Here is a 17,451-nt window from a genome sequence, read left to right as displayed (position 1 = left end):
TGTTTCGCGTTTTTGGCCGGCTCGCCCGGACGAGGCGTGGGAGGCGGGGGCCTTTGCGACACCTAACCAGCGACAGCGCAAAAAGTTGCAGCCCCGGGTTCCCCAACGCGCAAGAAGCGTCGCAGCAGGCAGGCGCAAAAGAAAAGCCGCCTTGCGGCGGCTGCTGCGGGTGATGGCGGGGGCATCTTCCGTTGACCCGAAGTCCGATCGAGCGAATTGTTCTTACCTTCTCTCCCCTGGTAACCTTCGCCCGACCCCCGGCTTCCCACCGGAGTCCAGATGTCCGTCTGCTGACATTGATCGCAAGCTTGACGCGAGGCAATTGCGTACTAATACGCAGTGGCGCCGGTCTCGCGGCGGCCTCATACTTGCGTCCCCACCATGCATCTGCTTCACGGCTGTCTCGCCCTCCTCGCCCTGCTTGGCCTTGCCGCTCTCCTCAGCGAGGACCGCCGCGCCATTTCCCCGCGCGTCGTCATCGCCGGCGTCGCCCTGCAGGCGGCGCTCGCCGTGCTGCTGCTGAAAATCCCCGCGGCGTCGAGCACGATGGCTTTTCTCGCGCAAGGCGTGGGCGCGCTCGACCGCGCGACCGAGGCGGGCACCAGTTTCGTCTTTGGCTATGTCGGCGGCGGCCCCCTGCCCTTCGAGCTCAACGGCAAGGGCTCGCCGCTGTCGCTCGCCTTCCGCGTCTTTCCGATGATCCTGGTGGTCTGCGCGCTGGCGTCGCTGCTGTTCCATTGGGGCCTGTTGCAGCGGGTGGTCGCCGGCATGGCCTTCGTCCTGCGCCGGACCATCGGCGTCGGCGGGGCGCTGGGCACCGGCGCCGCGGTCAATGTCTTTGTCGGCATGGTCGAGGCGCCGATCCTGGTGCGGCCCTATCTCGCCCAGATGCATCGCGGCGAGATTTTCTGCCTGATGAGTGTCGGCATGGCGGGGATCGCCGGCACGGTGATGGCGATCTACGGCCATATTCTTCAGCCGGTCCTGCCCGACGCCTTCGCCCATGTGCTCACCGCCGCGCTGATTTCCGCGCCCGCCGCCATTGCGGTCGCCGCCTTGATGATCCCCTTCCCGGCCAAGGCCGAACCTGAAAAACCGCTGGTGCTCTCGGACCCGCCGCGCAATGCGCTGGAGGCGATTTCGCGCGGGACCAGCGACGGCATCGTCATTCTCGCCAATGTCTTGGCCTCGATCATCGTGCTTCTGGCGCTGGTGGCTTTGGTCAATGGGGCGCTGGGCGCCCTGCCCGCGGTTTTCGGCGAGCCCTTGTCGTTGCAGCGGTTGTTTTCGCTGGTGTTCTGGCCGTTCGCCTGGCTGATCGGGATCGAGGCCGCCGATCTCGGCGCCGCCGCCAGACTTTTGGGCGAAAAAACCGTCTTGAACGAATTCGTCGCCTTCCTCGATCTGGCGCGCGAAACCTCGCTGAGCCCGCGCTCGCGGCTGATCCTCACCTATGCGCTGTGCGGCTTCGCCAATTTCGGCTCGCTCGGCATCATGGTCGGCGGCCTGAGCGTGATGGCGCCGGAGCGCAAGCACGACATTATCGCCATGAGTTTTCGCGCGCTGCTGGCGGGAACTTTGGCCTCGCTGATGGGCGGCGCGCTGATCGGCGCCTTGACCTGATCCATTTCCCGCCATTTTTTCATGCAAAATGGAGGGCTCCCCAGGATTTGACAGCTATGGACTCTTTTCCCCGCATTGACGCTCCGCTGTTCGAGATTGGTCGCGACCCCGGCGGCCACTGGCTGGCGCGCAGCGCCGACGGCCGCGAAGGCGGCGTGTTCGTCAGCCGCGACGAGGCCGAAAAATTCGCCAGGAGCCGCGGCGGCCTGATCGCCAGCGCGCGCGAGCCGCTCAACCTCTGGCGCAAGTCTTCCCGCAGTTCCTCGTTGTGAAACTGTGTGTTAACGAAATCGCGCCGGCGCCGTGAACCCGACGCGTTTTTGCCCGTTTTGGTTCACAACGCGTTCAGCGGCGAAGGCTAATCTGTATGTGTTCCACGGCGCGCCACCCAATAAGCCGCCAAAAAGGAGGAACCTGATGATCCCGAATTTCAGATCGCTCGTTGTCGCCGTCGCCCTTGCGGGCGCGGGATTCGCCGGCGTGTCGCAGGCGAGCGCCATGCCGCTGGCTGGCGCCCCGGCCACGACCGGGCCGATCGAGCAGGTCCGCTGGGGCTGCGGACCGGGCTGGCACCCCAATCCCTGGGGCCGCTGCGTGCCCAACGGCTATTGGGGCGGCCCGCGACCCTATTATGGGCCGCGCCCCTATTACGGCCCCCGGCCCTATTATCGTCCGCGCCCCTATTACGCGCCGCGTCCTTATTACGGACCGCGTTGGTGATCGGACGGTCAGAACCGCTCGATTGAAAAGGGTGAGGGATCGGCGAACGTCTGTTCGCCGGTCATCATTTCCGCCAGCAGCCGGCCGCAGACCGCCGCAAGCGTCAGGCCGTGGTGCTGGTGGCCAAAGTTGAACCAAAGGCCCTTGTGACGCGGCGCCGGGCCGAGCACCGGCAGCATGTCGGGCAGGCAGGGCCGGCTCCCCATCCACGGCTTTTCCTCGATCCGCTCGGCCAAGGGGAACAGCTCGCGCGCAAAAATCTCGCTTTGCTCGACCTGGGTGTAATCCGGGGGCGCGTCGCGGCGCGCGAATTCCGCGCCGGTGGTGACGCGTATGCCCTGCGCCATCGGCGCCAGCAGGTAGCCGCGATCGGCGTCGAGCACCGGACGCGACAGGCTCGCCCCCTCCTGGGGGTGAAAATGCCGATGGTAGCCGCGCTTCACCGCGAAGGGGAGTTTGTAGCCGAGCGGCGCCAGCACCAGATCGGACCAGGGCCCCAGCGACAAGACCACTTCGCGAGCGAGCAGCGGCCCCTCGACCGTAGCGACGCCAAAACCCTCATTGGCTGTCCGCAAGGTGGTCGCGTCGCCCCGCACAAAACGGCCGCCGCGCGCCTCGAACAATTTGAGATAGCCCAGCGTCAGCGCCAGAGGGTCGGAGACCGAGGCGGGCTCGAGATAATGCACCGCGCCAAACCCCTCGCGCAGCGACGGCTCGAGCCGCTTGAGCGCCTGCGCATCGAGCAGGTCCGCCCTCAGTCCAAACGGTTTTAAGGCTTCCGCAGCGCTGCGGCCCTGCGAAAAACTCGCCTCGTCGCGAAACAGCTTGATCCAGCCGGTCTTGCGCAGCAGATGGTCGACGCCGGCTTGCGCCATCAGCGTCTCATGCTCGTCGAGACAGGCCTCGATCAGCGGCCGCACCGACAGGGCGTGGTCGAGGGCGCGGCGCGGGGCGCTTTCGAGGAAATAGCGGAACAGGAAGGGCGCGAAAGCCGGCGCGTCGCGCCAATGGTAGCGCGCTTCATTCAGCCCGTTGAAGGCGTAGACCGCGAGTTTTTTGATATCCCTTGGAAACAGGTAAGGAAAAATGCTGGCGCGCTCGATGATCCCGGCATTGCCGAACGAGGTCTCCTCGCCCACGCCGCGCCGGTCGATCAGGACCACCTCGCGTCCGCGCGTCTGCAATTGCAGCGCCGCGGCCACCCCGACAATGCCGGCTCCGAGCACGGCGATATCCGCTTTCATCATTCCCAAGACCTTGCAATGCGCGGGCCAACTCGGCGCCCGTCAAGTGGACGCCGCCCCCGCCCTGATGTAGGAGGCGTCAACGACAGCAGGGAGACTTTTATGCGCCCGTTGAAGATCGCGCCCTCGATTCTCGCCAGTGACTTCTCCAAACTTGGTGAGGAAATCCGCGCCATTTGCGACGCGGGCGCCGATGTCGTGCATGTCGACGTGATGGACGGCCATTTCGTCCCCAACATCACCATCGGCCCGGATGTGGTGAAGGCGCTGCGCCCCCATACCGACCGGACGTTTGACGTCCACTTGATGATCTCGCCCTGCGACCCCTATCTGGAGGCTTTCGCCAAGGCCGGATCGGACGTCATCACCGTCCACGCCGAGGCGGGACCGCATCTGCACCGCTCCCTGCAGGCCATTCGCGCGCTGGGGAAGAAGGCGGGCGTGTCGCTCAATCCGGGAACGCCCGAGTCCGTTGTCGAATATGTGCTGGATGACGTCGACCTGATCCTGGTGATGACGGTCAACCCCGGCTTTGGCGGGCAAAAGTTCATCCCGTCGGGCCTGGAGAAAATCCGCCGGCTCAAGGCGATGATCGGCGACCGGCCGATCGATCTGGAAGTCGATGGCGGCGTCACCGCCGACAACGCCATGGACGTGGTGGGCGCCGGGGCCAACTGGCTGGTCGCCGGCTCCGCCGTGTTCAAGGGCGGCCCCGCCGCCTACAAGACCAATATTCAGGCGATCCGCATGGCCGGCCAGTTGGCGCGCGGCGAGGTGGTGTGAGCCGGTGCTGTTAAAATCCGCTTGAGGACGGCCAATGACCGCAAACAAACCTCCGCGCGGCGGCTGGATCGATAACGACGACGCGCCGGACCTTTCCGCGCCCGAATATGCGACGAAATTCGCCGCCGTTCCCGTGCGGCGCGGGCGCTGGCAGTCGAGACTCAGCGCAGCGCTGCGGGAGATCCTGAAACGGTGACCTTCCCGCCGCGCTCTGCGTCTTTGGCTGCGGCCGCTCAAGCCAGCCATGGCGGCGTCGGCAGCCCTTTTTCGCGCAGGAACGCAGGGTTATAAAGTTTCGAGGCGTAACGCGCGCCGGAGTCGCAGAGCACGGTGACGATTGTCTTGCCTGGCCCCAAATCCCGGGCGAGCCGGATCGCGCCGGCGATATTGATGGCGGAAGAACCGCCGAGCAAAAGCCCTTCCTGCGCCGCGAGGTCGAACACGATCGGCAGCGCCTCCTCATCGCTAATCTGATAGGCCAGATCGACCGGCGCCTGCGCCACATTGGCGGTGATCCGCCCCTGCCCGATGCCTTCGGTGATCGACGAGCCCGAGGATTTCAGCTCGCCCGTGGTGTAATGCGCGTAAAGCGCCGCGCCCAGCGGATCGGCGATCGCGATCTTCACCTCGGGCTTGCGCGCCTTCAACGCCCGGCCGACGCCCGCCAGCGTGCCGCCGGTGCCGACCGCGCAGACGAAACCGTCGACGCGGCCGCCGAGCTGTTCGAAAATCTCCGGTCCCGTGGTTTCCTCATGTCCGCGCAGATTGGCGACATTGTCGAACTGGTTGGCCCAGATGGCGCCGTTGGGCTCCTTGGCGTTGAGCTCTTCCGCCAACCGCCCCGAATATTTGACGTAATTGTCGGGATTTGAGTACGGGACCGCCGGCACCTCGATCAGCTCCGCGCCCTGCAGCCGCAGCATGGACTTCTTCTCGTCCGACTGGGTGTCGGGGATCACGATCACGGTGCGATAGCCCAAGGCGTTGGCGACCATGGCCAAGCCAATGCCGGTATTGCCCGCCGTGCCCTCGACGATGGTTCCGCCGGGTTTGAGCGCGCCGGTCGCCTCGGCGTCGCGGATGATGGCCAGCGCCGCGCGGTCCTTCACGGAGCCGCCGGGATTCATGAACTCCGCCTTGCCGTAGATGGCGCAGCCCGTGGCTTGCGAGGCCGCGCGCAGCTTGATCAGCGGCGTGTTGCCGATGGCGTCGAGAACCGAATCCGTGACTTTCATGACCATTCCCATCAACTATTCGAGGGCGAAACTAGTCCTCGCCCCCGGGGCCTGCAAGCGCGGCGCCTGACGCAATTTGTCGTTTTTATTTCACCCCTTGCGCGCGGTGATCGAAAAATTTCTCCAAGGCGCTGAAATGAAAGCTGGTTCCTGACCGCCCGACAAGCCGCGCAAATTGGCGTTTCCCGCGAGAATCGCATAAGAAAAGCGGCAAATTCCAAAGAATCAAAAACCCAGAGCCGATCTTGCCCGATAACACCGATCCGCCGGTCCCGCAGCAGCCTTCCGACATCCGCCCGGTGTCGATCACCGACGAGATGAAAAGCTCCTATCTCGCTTACGCCATGAGCGTGATCGTGAGCCGCGCGCTGCCCGACGTCCGCGACGGTCTGAAACCCGTGCATCGCCGCATCCTGCATTCCGCGCAGGAAAACAACTTTTTGCCGGACCGCCCCTATGTGAAGTCGGCGCGCATCGTCGGCGACGTCATGGGTAAATACCACCCGCACGGCGACGCGGCGATCTACGACGCCCTGGTGCGCATGGCCCAGCCCTTCTCCATGAGCCTGCCGCTGATCGACGGCCAGGGCAATTTCGGCTCGGTGGACGGCGACCGCGCGGCGGCGATGCGCTACACCGAATCCCGCCTCGCCCGGCCCGCGCTCGCCCTGATCGAGGACATTGATTCCGACACGGTCAACTTCCAGCCGAACTATGACGGCAAGGAGCAGGAGCCGACGGTTCTTCCCGCGCGCTTCCCGAACCTTCTGGTCAATGGCGCGGGCGGCATCGCGGTCGGCATGGCCACCAACATTCCGCCGCATAATCTCGGCGAGGCCATCGACGCCTGCGTCGCCATGATCGACAATCCCGAGATCACCCTGCCCGAGCTGATGGAGATCATGCCCGGCCCGGATTTCCCCACCGGCGGATCGATCATGGGCCGCGCCGGCATCCGCCAGGCCTATGAAACCTCGCGCGGCTCCGTCTTGATTCGTGGCGTCGCCACCATCGAACAGCTTCGAAAAGACCGCGAGGCCATCGTCTTCACCGAAATCCCGTATCAGGTGAACAAGGCGACGCTGATCGAAAAGATCGCCGAACTGGTCCGTGACAAAAAGCTTGAGGGCATTTCCGACCTCCGCGACGAATCCGACCGCGAGGGCATGCGCATCGTCATCGAGCTGAAGCGCGATGCGGTGGCGGATGTGATCCTCAACCAGCTCTACCGCTTCACCGCGCTGCAAAGCTCGTTCGGCGTCAACATGATCGCGCTGAACGGCGGCCGGCCGGAAAGCCTGAATCTGATCGATTGCCTGCGCGCCTTCATCGATTTCCGCGAGGACGTCGTCAGCCGCCGCACCAAATTCAAGCTCAACAAGGCCCGCGACAGCGCCCACATCCAGGTCGGCCTCGCCATTGCGGTGGCCAATATCGACGAGGTCATCCGCCTGATCCGCACCTCGGCGGATGCGGCGGAAGCCCGCGCGGCGCTGATGGGCCGCCTTTGGCCGGCGCGCGACATGGCGCCCTTGGTGGCGCTGATCGCCGACCCCCGCCACAGCCTCGACGAGGAGGGCAATTGCCGGCTGTCGGAGGAGCAGGCCCGCGCCATCCTCGACCTGCGCCTGCAGCGCCTGACCGCGCTCGGCCGCGACGAAATCGCGGAAAATTTGAACCGCCTCGCCGCCGAGATCGCCGAATATCTGGAAATTCTTCGGTCGCGGGAAAAACTGTTCGGCATCGTCAAGGACGAAATGCTGGCGGTCAAAGCCGCCCATGCCGTGCCGCGCCGCACCCAAATCCTCGATGTCGACGGCGACATGATGGATGAAGACCTCATCCAGCGCGAAGAGATGGTGGTCACGGTTTCCCACGCCGGCTATATCAAGCGCGTGCCCCTTTCGACTTATCGCGCCCAAAAACGCGGGGGAAAAGGGCGCTCGGGCATGCAAACCCGCGACGAGGATTTTGTCCATCGCCTGTTTGTGGCCTCGACCCACGCGCCGGTGCTGTTCTTCTCCTCGCGCGGCCAGGTCTATAAGGAAAAGGTCTGGCGCCTGCCGCTGGCCGCCCCGCAGGCGCGCGGAAAAGCCTTGGTGAACATGCTGCCGCTCGAACAGGGCGAACGCATCACCTCGATCATGGCGCTGCCCGAGGATGAGGCGAGCTGGGCGACGCTGGACGTGATGTTCGCGACGACCTCGGGCTCGGTGCGCCGCAACAAGCTTTCGGATTTCACCAGCGTCAATCGCGCGGGAAAAATCGCGATGAAGCTCGACGCCGGCGAAAGCATTTTGGATGTCCAAATCTGCACCGAAGCCGACGACGTGCTTTTGACCACGGCGCTCGGCCAATGCATCCGCTTCCCCGTGACGGATGTGCGCGTGTTCAAGGGCCGCGATTCCATGGGCGTGCGCGGCATCAGCCTCGCGGAGGGCGACCGGGTGATCGCGCTGTCGATCCTGCTGCACAGCGACGCCAGCGGCGAGGAGCGCGCGGCCTTCCTGAAGATGAGCCGGGCGCAGACCGGCGACGAAGAGCCGGTCGAGACGGAAGACGCCCCGGATGACGCGGCGATCTCCGCCGAACAATTCGTCGAGATGCAGCAGCGCGAACAGCTGATCCTGACCATTTCCGACAATGGGTTCGGCAAGCGCACGTCGTCCTATGAGTACCGGGTGACCGGGCGCGGCGGCAAAGGCATTGTCGCGATGGCGGTCAACGCCCGCAACGGCGAGCTCGTCGCCTCGATGCCGGTCGAGCCGACGGACCAGATCATGCTGGTGACCAATGGCGGGCAGTTGATCCGCTGCCCGGTGAACGGCATCCGCATCGCCGGGCGCGGGACGCAAGGGGTGATCGTGTTCAACACGGCGGCGGACGAAAAGGTGGTCTCGGTCGAGCGCATCGGCGAAGTCGAGAACGGCGAGAACGGCGACGCTGAGGAGACCGCCGAGACGGACAGCGAGTCTTAAGAAGGCCGAAACCTCAACAGCCCCTCTCCCCGCTCGCGCTCGGCTGTCCAGGGAAGCCATCGCCGCAACCAGAGCGCAAGGGCCGGCTGGAATGGAAAGGTGAAGCCGCTCGAGCTGGTTCGGCCGCCGCCGCCGGCGTCAAGGACGCGTCGGGCGGCGAGTGGATCATCCCGCCCATGAGCCTCAGCGACGCCCGCGACCAGGACTTGCGCGACACCAGCGTGACTGGCTCGCGCGCGCCGGCTGCACGCACGCAGAGATCGGTCAGATCACCAGCCACAGAGACCAGGGCATCAAGACGATTCTCCGGCCCCACCTGAGCCGTCACCGGGAGATCGGCGACAATGCCATCGCCAAGCTGGTCGCATGGTACGACGGGCAGGCGGAGGGACGAAGTGATTTCGATTAACTCTATTTTGCCTCACCTAACGCTATGAGCGGCGGCTGTCTGAAAATTACGCCGCGTAACGGCCGAATAACGGTCTTAATGCGCTGAATTAGCTACGAAGGAACCTCACGAGCCGCAACCGGGCGCCCGACCCGTTAAAACCAAGCCTTAACGTCAAGATCGCTGACGAAATTATTGACCCCGGTATTATGGGCAGCCGGGGAAAATGAACAAAATGAAGCTCAACAGGATCAGCGAGACGACGCTCCTCCGCTTAGAGCAGGATGGATTTATGCTCCGCAAAATATTTTACGGACCGCTGGGGCTCGTCACGCGCGCCGAAGCCGAAGCCTTTTGCAAGCAACTGTTCGATGAAGGACATGCGACGTTTTCAGACGAGGGGTTTCATGACGGCCGGACCTGCCTCGCGATCTATTCCAAAGAGCAGGGCCCGCGATGAGAACAAGCCGTGGTCCGATGTCCGACCGTCCGACTAGGTCAAAGGCCGGAAAATGGGTCGCAGGCTCTCGGAACGCACAAAAAAAACAAAGGCTGGTCAAACTGACCAGCCTTTTGTTTTTCCTCGAGATTTCGATGGTGGGCGCACAAGGGCTCGAACCTTGGACCCGCTGATTAAGAGTCAGCTGCTCTACCAACTGAGCTATGCGCCCATCGAAATTTGTCTCAGAACATTGTTTCTGTGACCAAATTCAGCGGCGCGTTGTGTTCGCCGCCGAACGAGTGGGGGTGTAGCAAAGCCTTTTCGCCCTGTCCAGCCCCCGAAAGCGCTTTTTGTCTTTTTTGCTAAAACGCGTCTTCTCCCAACGCAGTCATCACATCATTCGACGGCAGGCCGTTCACCGCATAACCCATGGTGTGGTTGAATTGCAGCGCCGCCGTCTGGCCGTTGAGCGCCGTCACGCGGTCGCCGCCATGCGGACACTGGAACGTCAGGGTTCGGCCGCGATGGGCGCGGTACCAGGCCTGAAGGCGATGCTCCAGTCGCGCCGGCTCGCCGCCGCTGGTGAAAATGTCGGAAATCACGATCTCATGGCTCGCGGGCGCCACGCCCACGCAGAATCGCCATTCCTGCGCCGCGGCGGGCGTGGCTGACAGAATCGCAAAAAGGGCGGCGCGGCGGATCATCCATCAAGTCCTGCGGAAGCCCCGCAAATTTGCGTCGGAATGATTAAGAATCGGCGCCCGACGCCGTCCGAGTCGCGCCGAAAATCGGCTCAAATGCTTGACGTAGCGCGATATCAACCTCCGGCATGGTCACGAGCTGGCCGAGATCGACCAGGCTGGTGACGCCGAGATGGCTTTGGAAAATGCCGCAGGGGACGATGCCGCTGAAATGCCGCAAGTCGGGCTCGACATTGATCGAGACGCCATGAAACGACACCCAGCGGCGCAACCGCACGCCGATCGCCGCGATCTTGTCCTCGGCCGATTCGCCGTCGGGTCCAGGCGGCTTGTCCGCGCGCGGCGTCCAGACGCCAACGCGATCCTCGCGCGTAAAACCCTGGACGTTGAACAGGGCGAGCGCGGCGATCAGCCAGGCTTCCAGCGCGCCGACAAAGGCGCGCACGTCGCGACGGCGGCGCGACAGGTCGAGGAGGACGTAGGCCACCCGCTGTCCCGGCCCGTGATAGGTGTACTGGCCGCCCCGCCCCGCATCGAACACCGGCAGGTTTTTGGTGAGCAGGTCCTGCGGCTTGGCGGAGGTCCCCGCCGTATAGAGCGGCGGGTGCTCCACCAGCCAAACCTTTTCCGATTCGCTGCCGTCGGCGATTCGCGCGGCCCAGTCCTCCATGCGTTGGCAGGCGTAGGCGTAATCCGTCAGCCCCTCCGCGACGATCCAGTCGACCGGCGGCGAGTCGGCGGCGGGGAGAAAATTTTTGCAGAGTTTTTCGCGAGACTCGGACATGCGGGCCGCTTTTCCTCGGCTGGAGAGGAAGGGCTCGGGCGTTTTCCCCGCCTGCAGGAAAGGCTGATTCCACCAACTTTCCTGAAGGGCGCTCAAGGAAACGCCCCCGCCCCTCACCCCTGCCCTCGTCTCGCAATCGGGAAGAGGGAGAGGATCGCGGCCTTCTTGCCTGAAACCGCGCCTTTTGGTCCAGAACAATCGCTTCGAGAAAAATTCCGCTCAGGAACGCTTGCCAGCGTGAAACCGATTTGTTAGACGACCGCTACCGATTGCGGAGCTCTTGCAACGCAATGATTTCGCGGCCATGGCGGAATTGGTAGACGCGCTAGCTTGAGGTGCTAGTCCTTTAACCGGGGTGGAGGTTCGAGTCCTCTTGGCCGCACCAATCGACAAGTCGATTGGACACTGCTCGCGCACCGCACCGCGAGCAATCACTCGATTTTTAGGCGAAAACAAAGTCCTGAGGACGCAGCGCGAACGCGCTGTGGACGGTGATGTCGTCGCCTGCGCCGAAGGTGATGACGCTCGTGTGAGTCGTCGCGTCGAACGCCGAAATGTCGAGCGCGCCGAAATTCGCAATCCCCAGCGCGCTGACGTCGATTCGGTCTCTTCCCCATTTCGAGCCGCACCCCTGGCCGAAATCCTCGATCGCGTCGTGGCCGTTTCCCGCTTTAAAGACAAACGTGTCGTTGCCGCCGCGCGCATGGTCTGTGATGACCTGCGCGTCGCCCCACATGTCGTCGTTGCCGGTTTCGCTGATCAGCGTGTCGCTTCCGCCGCGCGCGCAGCCGGACAGGGATTTCGCGTCGCCAAACATTTGGGTCATGTAAGCGCCCGCCGCAGCCTGGCCGGGATTGTCGCCGCCGACCAGCGTGTCGTCGCCGCCGCGCGCGGCGTCGGACAGGGTTCCGGCATCGCCGATGAGCACGCCGAACAGGCCGGTCATGGCTCTGAACGCACTTGCGCCGGTCAGATGATCGTCGCCGCCACGCGCCGCGCCTGACATGGTGGAGGCGTCGCCATAAATCACGCTCGGACCGAAGACGGCGGCAGCGGGATAAGCCGCCGACGGATTGCCGATGAACACATCGTCACCGCCCACAGCGTGGCCGCCGAGGTCCCCGCCCGCGTCGCCGAAAAAGGTCGTCCTGTTCTCGTCGCCTCCAAAAAATGTGTCGTCGCCACCGTGGGCGTATCCGGACATGTCGCCGCCGGCGTCGCCATAGAAGCTGATTTCGCCGTTGGCGGCCCGGTCGGTGAACACATCGTCGCCGCCGCGGGCGCGATCGCTGAGGCTGCCGCCGGCGTCGCCATAGACGACAAAACTGTTTTGCGGGCCGCTGGCCGTGAACGTGTCGTTGCCGCCGACGGACGATCCCGACATGTTGGCGCCGGCGTCGCCGAAGGCGCGGAGGTTCATGTCGTGGCCGCCAAAGGTGAAGGCGTCATCGCCGCCGCGCGCATGATCGCGCAGACTTGCGCCCGAGTCGCCATAGAGCGTCGCCTGCTGGTGGCCGACCGGTATGAGGGGCGTGACCGTAAAACTGTCATTGCCGCCAAGCGCGTGGCCGGAGAGATCGCCGCCCGCGTCGCCGTACATGGCGATCCTGAATGGCAGCGAATGAATGTCGACGGAAAATGTGTCGTCGCCGCCCCTAGCGCGGCCCGACATGGTCCCGCCGGCGTCGCCGTACATGTCGACGGTGACGAGACTGTTGTATGGCGGGGGATTGTCGATACGTGCGAAGAGGACGTCATCACCGCCCCTGGCGCGGTCGGACAGGTTGCCGCCTGCATCGCCGTAGAGGCTGACGCTGATCGGCGGGACCGAAGCGGTGGAGAAGACGGCGCTCAGCCTGTCATTGCCGCCGCGCCCCCAATCCCGGATGTCGCCGCCGGCGTCGCCATAGACCGCGCCGGAGCCATAGGTGGTCAATGTGTCGTTGCCGCCGACCGCCCGATCCAGGATATTTTTGCCGGCGTCGCCATAAATCGTGTTGGTCGGATCGAGACCAACCAGGGTTTGATCGCCCGCCCGTGTCCTTCCGCGCAAGGAACCCGCTGTATCGCCGTAGAGAATCGCCATTTGTCCCTCCCGCGCACACGGCCCCGACACGCGGAGCAGCGGTTCGAACGATTTATTGCGATATTAAATATACGATTTACTTTGCCTGGGAATTAAATAATTTCAATCTGGGGATTCCGCTGACAGCACCAGCCTCGACTCGATCAATTCGTTGATTTCGGCGGATGAGGCGCGGGATGCGCGAGTTCACCGAACATTTTCCGGTAAAAAGCCTCGGTCTCCGAGCTCCAGCCTTCCGGCGCGGGGCGCAGTTCGGGCGCGTTCGGGCCGGGGACGAGGTGGACGAGCTTGAACCCCTCGGCGTGAAGCGTGCGCAGCAGCGACGGGATCATGTCGGCGGTCTGCTTGTGGATGTCGTGCAGCAGGATCATGCCCCGGCCCGCCTTGCGCAGCCGCGACATCAGCAGCTGGAGCTCCCGCTCGGAGGTCATCGGGTTCCAGTCGGAGGCCCACAAATCCGTTCCGAACACCGGCATTTTTCGCTGCGCCGCCGCCTCCAGCAGGGCCGGCGAATCGCCGAAACCGGGGAACCGGAAAAAATGCGAGGCCTTGCCGCCGGAGGCCGCCGCCACCGCCTTGTCGCCGCGCTCGATCTCCGCAATGCCCTCGGCGAGGTCGAGCGCCCGCAGGCTTTTCAACGGATGCGACCAGGAATGGCTGCCAACCGTATGGCCGTCGGCGATTTCGCGCCGCACCAGCTCCGGCATGGCCTGCGCATTGCGGCCGATCAGGAAAAAGGTCGCCTTGGCGCATTGGGCGGCGAGCGCATCCAAAACCTTTCGGGTCGCCGGCGAGGGCCCGTCATCAAAGGTCAGGACCACCTCGTGGTCGGCGAGAGCGAGGGTTTGCGGGTAGGTTTTCAGCCCGATCTGCGGCGCGCCGCCAATGGCGATTTCGCGCGACACCCCGAGCGCGTCCGGACCGCAGGCGTGAGCGGGCGCCGCCGCGCTCGCCAGCAACAGCCCGCAGATTAACCACTTATTGACCGTCATCGTTGAAATTCCGTGCGGTCTCATCAGCGCCTTACGCGGGGGATCGCGTGTCGCAAATGACGCAAATAGCCCGCGAAATCAAGCGTTGCGCTGGACAAGGGTGAAAATCTGGTTTCTATTGCCGGCCTGTAGGGTTAACGCGCTTTAACGACTTTTTGCTCTTCCAGGGATATTCTGCCCGCATGAACAATCGGTCGAAAACTCTTGGATTGCTCGCGCTCGTCGCGATCCCTCTTGCGGGCTGCGGCGGCCCCGGCCCCTCCCTCATGCCGGATTCCGGCCGGCTGGCGGGGCAGCGGCCCGGTCATTTCAAGGAATCCGAAGCGATCAAGATCGCCAAGGAGCTTCCGGTCCATGGCGTCGACGTGTCCAAATACCAGGGCGACGTCGACTGGATGGCGGTCGCCAACGGCGGCGTGAACTTCGCCTATATCAAGGCCACCGAGGGCGGCGACCGGCTCGACCCCAAATTCTTCCGCAACTGGCATGGCGCCAAGGCGGCGGGCCTGCCGCGCGGCGCGTACCATTTCGTCTATTGGTGCCGCCCCTGGCACGAGAACATGTCCTGGTTCGAGCAAAATGTGCCGCGCGAACCCGACGCCCTGCCCCCGGTGCTTGATGTCGAGGCCACGCCCACCTCGACCACCTGCCCGCGCCGGCTGGAAAAGGAGCCGACGCTGCGCGAGATCAAGTCCATGCTGGGCGAGATGGAGCGGTTTTACGGCAAGAAGCCGATCATCTACACCACCGTCGACTTCTACGAGGCCATGTTCTCGGACGGCGAATTGTCGGACTATCCGATGTGGATCCGCTCGACCAAGCACCACCCGACGGTGCGGTACGGCAGCCGTCCCTGGTATTTCTGGCAGTACCAGTCCGACGCCTGGGTCCACGGCATTCCCACCCGCGTCGACCGCAACGCCTTTTACGGCGACGAGAAGGAGTGGCGGAACTGGCTGCAGAACAACACATTCACTGCTGCTCGGTAATCGCCGCAATTTGCGTAACCATTCATTGATGTTACTGTTTTGTAAGGCGCTTCGCCTAACGAAAGCGCTTTGAAAATCAATCAACGATAACAAGTCATTACCGGGGAGAAACCTATGCCCAAGACGATCGGCCCCGCCGATCTCGCGACCGCCGTCTCAGCGGCCGTCGCCTCCATGCAGAAGAGGCCGGAACCGGTCGTCGTCGGCTTGTCGCCGGCGGCGCGGGCTTGGCCGCAAGCGGCGCCGAGCTTCCTCAGTGCGCGTCCGTCCGCGCCGCCGAAATGGCGGGACGGCGCGCCCCCGCCGCGCGCGAGCGCGCCCAAGGCGGCGGCCAAGGCGAATTCATCTTTCGAGGGTTGGCGCGGCAACGCCTGAGGAGGGGTCATGTCAGGCGATGGCGACCTCCTCTGCCCCAGTGTGACGCCCGAGACCGAAGACGCCGTGCTGTTCGGCGTGGTGTCGCGGGTCGATGGACGACCAAAGGTCCAATGGCTGGACGCGCCCGTCCCGGTCACCGCCGAAATCCTGGCGCTGACCGGCGACACGCCGCCGGCGCAGGTGCTGCGGATCGCGGCGAAATGCCAGGAATCCTTCTGCGCCCATTATGACGGCGTCGATTGCCGGCTGGCGGGGCGGCTGATCGCCGCCCTGCCTCCGGTCGCCCATGAGCAATTTCCTTGCGCGATACGGGGGGATTGCCGGTGGTTCTGGCAGGAGGGCCTGCGCGCCTGCGAACGCTGCTCGCAGATCGCCACCTATGACGACCACCCCGAAACCAGCCTGCGGGAGGCGGCGCGCCCCTATTTCCGCGAATAGGGCGGCAACAGCGCATCCGTCTTGCCGGTGAGCCAATAGGTGAGGAGGCCGATCCATTCGCGCACCGCCGTCTCGGTGTTGCGCAAAGCCATCGGGCCGTCGCCCGGCGGCTTCCAATCCTCGTCATTGCCAAAGGTGCGGAAATCGACGGGGAAGGCTGTCGGGTTCATGCCCAAGGCGCGAAAAACCCCGATGGCGCGCGGCATGTGCCAGGCCGAGGTCACCAGCAACCAGCGCTCGCCCGCGCCGGGATGGACGAGATTTTGGGTGAACAGCGCGTTTTCATAAGTGTTGCGCGACGCGTTCTCGAAGATCATCTGGCTGTCGGGCACCCCGAGTTCGCGCCAGAATTGCCGAGCGGCGTCCGATTCGGTTTCCTCCCGCGACAAGAGCGCGCCCGAGCCGCCGGAAAAGACCAGTTTCGCCCGGGGGAAGGCGCGGGCCAGGGCGACGCCGGCCGTCATGCGTTCGCCCGCGTCGTTGAGCTGCGGCTGCCCGCGCGCCGCGCCGATGCGCTCGTCCATGGCGCCGCCGAGCACGATGATTCCGTCCGGCGGCGGCATATCAAGGCTTTGAACGGGGAAACGGTCCTCGAGCGGCCGCAGCAGCGCCGCGCCCACCGGCAAAAACGTCATGGCGCCGATCAGGACGAAGCCGAAGCCGATCAAGCCGACGCCGCGTCTTTGGCGAACCACCCGCCACAGGCCGAAGGAGATGGCGAACAGGCCGAGATGCAGCGGCGACGCCACGAACCAGAAGATTTTGGAGGCGACGAAAAACATCAGTCCACGCGGGGGACGCCGAGGCGGTAGACGCCCCTGAAATCTTCGGGATCGACCGGCTTGCCCTTTCGATAGATCACCAGCCGGCCCTCAAGCGCCAGCGCCACCGCCGCGCGCCGCACCTGGACGAGATGGTTGCGCCAGCCCAGCTCGTCCTCGCCGCGCTGTTCGGCGAAATTTTTGGCGGCGTCGGTCGGGCAGATGGTTTTTTCCGGGCCGACGGCGCGGCACAGGTCGAGAATCGTTTCGGACAGGTCGGTCATAAGCGCATAGGACCATGCGGAGCGCCGGGGTCAAGCGGCGCGCCTGCGAGGACATGAACGAGATTGAACCGTTCAGGTTGACCGAAGCGCGCGCCTGCGCTCCAATCGGAGCGGAGGGGCTGAAATGGCGTCGAAAATCACTCTTGGCTATCAGCAAATGCTCGACGAGGCGCTCGCTTCCATACGCACGCTGAGCGTGGAGGAGGCGCGCGCGTTTTTGGCGCGCGAGGACGTGCTGTTCGTCGATCTGCGCGACCCCCGCGAACTCGAGCGCGAGGGCAAGATTCCCGGCGCCTTCCATTGCCCGCGCGGCATGCTGGAATTCTGGATCGACCCGGCGAGCCCCTACGCCAAGCCGCAGTTCCAGGAGGACAAGACGTTTGTGTTCTTTTGCGCGGCGGGCTGGCGCTCCGCTCTGTCCACCTATCTGGCGCAGCGCATGGGGCTTGATCCGGTCGCCCATATCGACGGGGGCTTTTCCGCCTGGAAAAAGGCGGGTGGGCCGGTCGAGGGCGGGAAGACGGACAAGGTCTCATAAGGTCGGAGCCGAACACGAGAGAGATTCCACCATGACGAAAGACTTCCGCAGGCCACACAACTCCATGTCGTCATGGCCGGGCGTCGT

19 protein-coding genes and 2 tRNA genes are annotated in these 17,451 nt (G+C 64.4%); 12 read left to right on the top strand and 9 right to left on the bottom strand.

Annotation, left to right across the window (positions count from 1 at the left end; translation table 11 throughout):
* Positions 1–381 precede the first annotated feature (381 nt).
* The 3 genes from M2320_RS04375 (at position 382) to M2320_RS04365 (ending at position 2,343) form a co-directional block, all read left to right on the top strand.
* On the top strand, positions 382–1,623 hold the full coding sequence (locus tag M2320_RS04375; protein ID WP_264596223.1) for a NupC/NupG family nucleoside CNT transporter: 1,242 nt from the start codon (positions 382–384) through the stop codon (positions 1,621–1,623).
* Positions 1,624–1,679: 56 nt separating this feature from the next.
* The gene (locus M2320_RS04370; protein ID WP_264596222.1) at positions 1,680–1,895 is read left to right on the top strand and encodes a hypothetical protein; all 216 of its coding nucleotides are present in this window, start codon (positions 1,680–1,682) and stop codon (positions 1,893–1,895) included.
* A gap of 145 nt (positions 1,896–2,040) precedes the next feature.
* Positions 2,041–2,343, top strand: coding sequence for a GCG_CRPN prefix-to-repeats domain-containing protein (locus tag M2320_RS04365; protein WP_264596221.1), 303 nt, complete (start codon positions 2,041–2,043; stop codon positions 2,341–2,343).
* Between the two features lie 8 nt (positions 2,344–2,351).
* Here M2320_RS04365 and M2320_RS04360 read toward each other — a convergent pair whose 3' ends face one another.
* A complete protein-coding gene (locus tag M2320_RS04360; protein ID WP_425540648.1) occupies positions 2,352–3,590 on the bottom strand; it encodes an NAD(P)/FAD-dependent oxidoreductase in 1,239 nt (412 codons plus the stop codon).
* Between the two features lie 99 nt (positions 3,591–3,689).
* On the opposite strand from M2320_RS04360, the gene rpe reads away from it, so the two are divergent.
* Both rpe and M2320_RS04350 read left to right on the top strand, forming a co-directional pair.
* Positions 3,690–4,370 carry a ribulose-phosphate 3-epimerase gene (gene rpe, locus M2320_RS04355; RefSeq protein WP_264596219.1) on the top strand — a complete coding sequence of 227 codons (681 nt, stop codon included), beginning with the start codon at positions 3,690–3,692 and terminating at the stop codon, positions 4,368–4,370.
* Between the two features lie 34 nt (positions 4,371–4,404).
* The gene (locus M2320_RS04350) at positions 4,405–4,566 is read left to right on the top strand and encodes a hypothetical protein (RefSeq protein ID WP_264596218.1); all 162 of its coding nucleotides are present in this window, start codon (positions 4,405–4,407) and stop codon (positions 4,564–4,566) included.
* Positions 4,567–4,603: 37 nt separating this feature from the next.
* Here M2320_RS04350 and M2320_RS04345 read toward each other — a convergent pair whose 3' ends face one another.
* On the bottom strand, positions 4,604–5,605 hold the full coding sequence (locus tag M2320_RS04345) for a cysteine synthase A (protein ID WP_264596217.1): 1,002 nt from the start codon (positions 5,603–5,605) through the stop codon (positions 4,604–4,606).
* A 245-nt stretch (positions 5,606–5,850) separates the two neighbouring features.
* Between M2320_RS04345 and gyrA the strand changes: the two genes are divergently transcribed.
* On the top strand, positions 5,851–8,583 hold the full coding sequence (gene gyrA / locus M2320_RS04340) for a DNA gyrase subunit A (RefSeq protein ID WP_264596216.1): 2,733 nt from the start codon (positions 5,851–5,853) through the stop codon (positions 8,581–8,583).
* A 614-nt stretch (positions 8,584–9,197) separates the two neighbouring features.
* Complete coding sequence (locus M2320_RS04335) at positions 9,198–9,431, top strand: hypothetical protein (protein WP_264596215.1); 234 nt, start codon at positions 9,198–9,200, stop codon at positions 9,429–9,431.
* Between the two features lie 135 nt (positions 9,432–9,566).
* On the opposite strand, the gene M2320_RS04330 is transcribed toward M2320_RS04335, so the two are convergent.
* From M2320_RS04330 to lipB, 3 genes are all read right to left on the bottom strand, one after another.
* Positions 9,567–9,642, bottom strand: a tRNA-Lys gene (locus M2320_RS04330).
* 133 nt (positions 9,643–9,775) lie between these two features.
* Positions 9,776–10,117 carry a hypothetical protein gene (locus tag M2320_RS04325; protein ID WP_264596214.1) on the bottom strand — a complete coding sequence of 114 codons (342 nt, stop codon included), beginning with the start codon at positions 10,115–10,117 and terminating at the stop codon, positions 9,776–9,778.
* Between the two features lie 43 nt (positions 10,118–10,160).
* Positions 10,161–10,898, bottom strand: a complete 738-nt coding sequence (gene lipB, locus M2320_RS04320; RefSeq protein WP_264596213.1) for a lipoyl(octanoyl) transferase LipB — start codon at positions 10,896–10,898, stop codon at positions 10,161–10,163.
* A 298-nt stretch (positions 10,899–11,196) separates the two neighbouring features.
* On the opposite strand from lipB, the gene M2320_RS04315 reads away from it, so the two are divergent.
* Positions 11,197–11,283: transfer RNA gene (locus M2320_RS04315), tRNA-Leu, on the top strand.
* Positions 11,284–11,340: 57 nt separating this feature from the next.
* On the opposite strand, the gene M2320_RS04310 is transcribed toward M2320_RS04315, so the two are convergent.
* Both M2320_RS04310 and M2320_RS04305 read right to left on the bottom strand, forming a co-directional pair.
* Entirely contained in the window at positions 11,341–12,984 is a 1,644-nt protein-coding gene (locus M2320_RS04310) for a hypothetical protein (RefSeq protein ID WP_264596212.1), read from the bottom strand.
* 143 nt (positions 12,985–13,127) lie between these two features.
* Positions 13,128–13,976: a polysaccharide deacetylase family protein gene (locus tag M2320_RS04305; protein ID WP_264596211.1), complete on the bottom strand. Its 849-nt coding sequence runs from the start codon at positions 13,974–13,976 to the stop codon at positions 13,128–13,130.
* Between the two features lie 182 nt (positions 13,977–14,158).
* On the opposite strand from M2320_RS04305, the gene M2320_RS04300 reads away from it, so the two are divergent.
* The 3 genes from M2320_RS04300 (at position 14,159) to M2320_RS04290 (ending at position 15,781) form a co-directional block, all read left to right on the top strand.
* A complete protein-coding gene (locus M2320_RS04300; RefSeq protein ID WP_184429089.1) occupies positions 14,159–14,965 on the top strand; it encodes a glycoside hydrolase family 25 protein in 807 nt (268 codons plus the stop codon).
* Between the two features lie 114 nt (positions 14,966–15,079).
* On the top strand, positions 15,080–15,340 hold the full coding sequence (locus tag M2320_RS04295) for a hypothetical protein (protein WP_264596210.1): 261 nt from the start codon (positions 15,080–15,082) through the stop codon (positions 15,338–15,340).
* 9 nt (positions 15,341–15,349) lie between these two features.
* Entirely contained in the window at positions 15,350–15,781 is a 432-nt protein-coding gene (locus M2320_RS04290) for a nitrogen fixation protein (protein WP_184429093.1), read from the top strand.
* On the opposite strand, the gene M2320_RS04285 is transcribed toward M2320_RS04290, so the two are convergent.
* Both M2320_RS04285 and M2320_RS04280 read right to left on the bottom strand, forming a co-directional pair.
* Positions 15,766–16,563, bottom strand: coding sequence for a YdcF family protein (locus tag M2320_RS04285; RefSeq protein ID WP_264596209.1), 798 nt, complete (start codon positions 16,561–16,563; stop codon positions 15,766–15,768). The two genes, M2320_RS04290 and M2320_RS04285, sit on opposite strands and share 16 nt — an antisense overlap.
* A complete protein-coding gene (locus M2320_RS04280; protein WP_264596208.1) occupies positions 16,563–16,826 on the bottom strand; it encodes a DUF3253 domain-containing protein in 264 nt (87 codons plus the stop codon). Before M2320_RS04280 ends, M2320_RS04285 begins: the two co-directional genes overlap by 1 nt.
* A gap of 124 nt (positions 16,827–16,950) precedes the next feature.
* On the opposite strand from M2320_RS04280, the gene M2320_RS04275 reads away from it, so the two are divergent.
* Positions 16,951–17,364: a rhodanese-like domain-containing protein gene (locus tag M2320_RS04275; protein WP_264596207.1), complete on the top strand. Its 414-nt coding sequence runs from the start codon at positions 16,951–16,953 to the stop codon at positions 17,362–17,364.
* The last annotated feature ends 87 nt before the right edge of the window (positions 17,365–17,451 follow it).

This window comes from Rhodoblastus acidophilus, assembly GCF_025961575.1.
GTDB classification, from domain to species: domain Bacteria; phylum Pseudomonadota; class Alphaproteobacteria; order Rhizobiales; family Beijerinckiaceae; genus Rhodoblastus; species Rhodoblastus acidophilus_C.
Note: the sequence above shows the minus strand (reverse complement) of the source record. Positions and strands in the feature narration are given on the sequence as shown.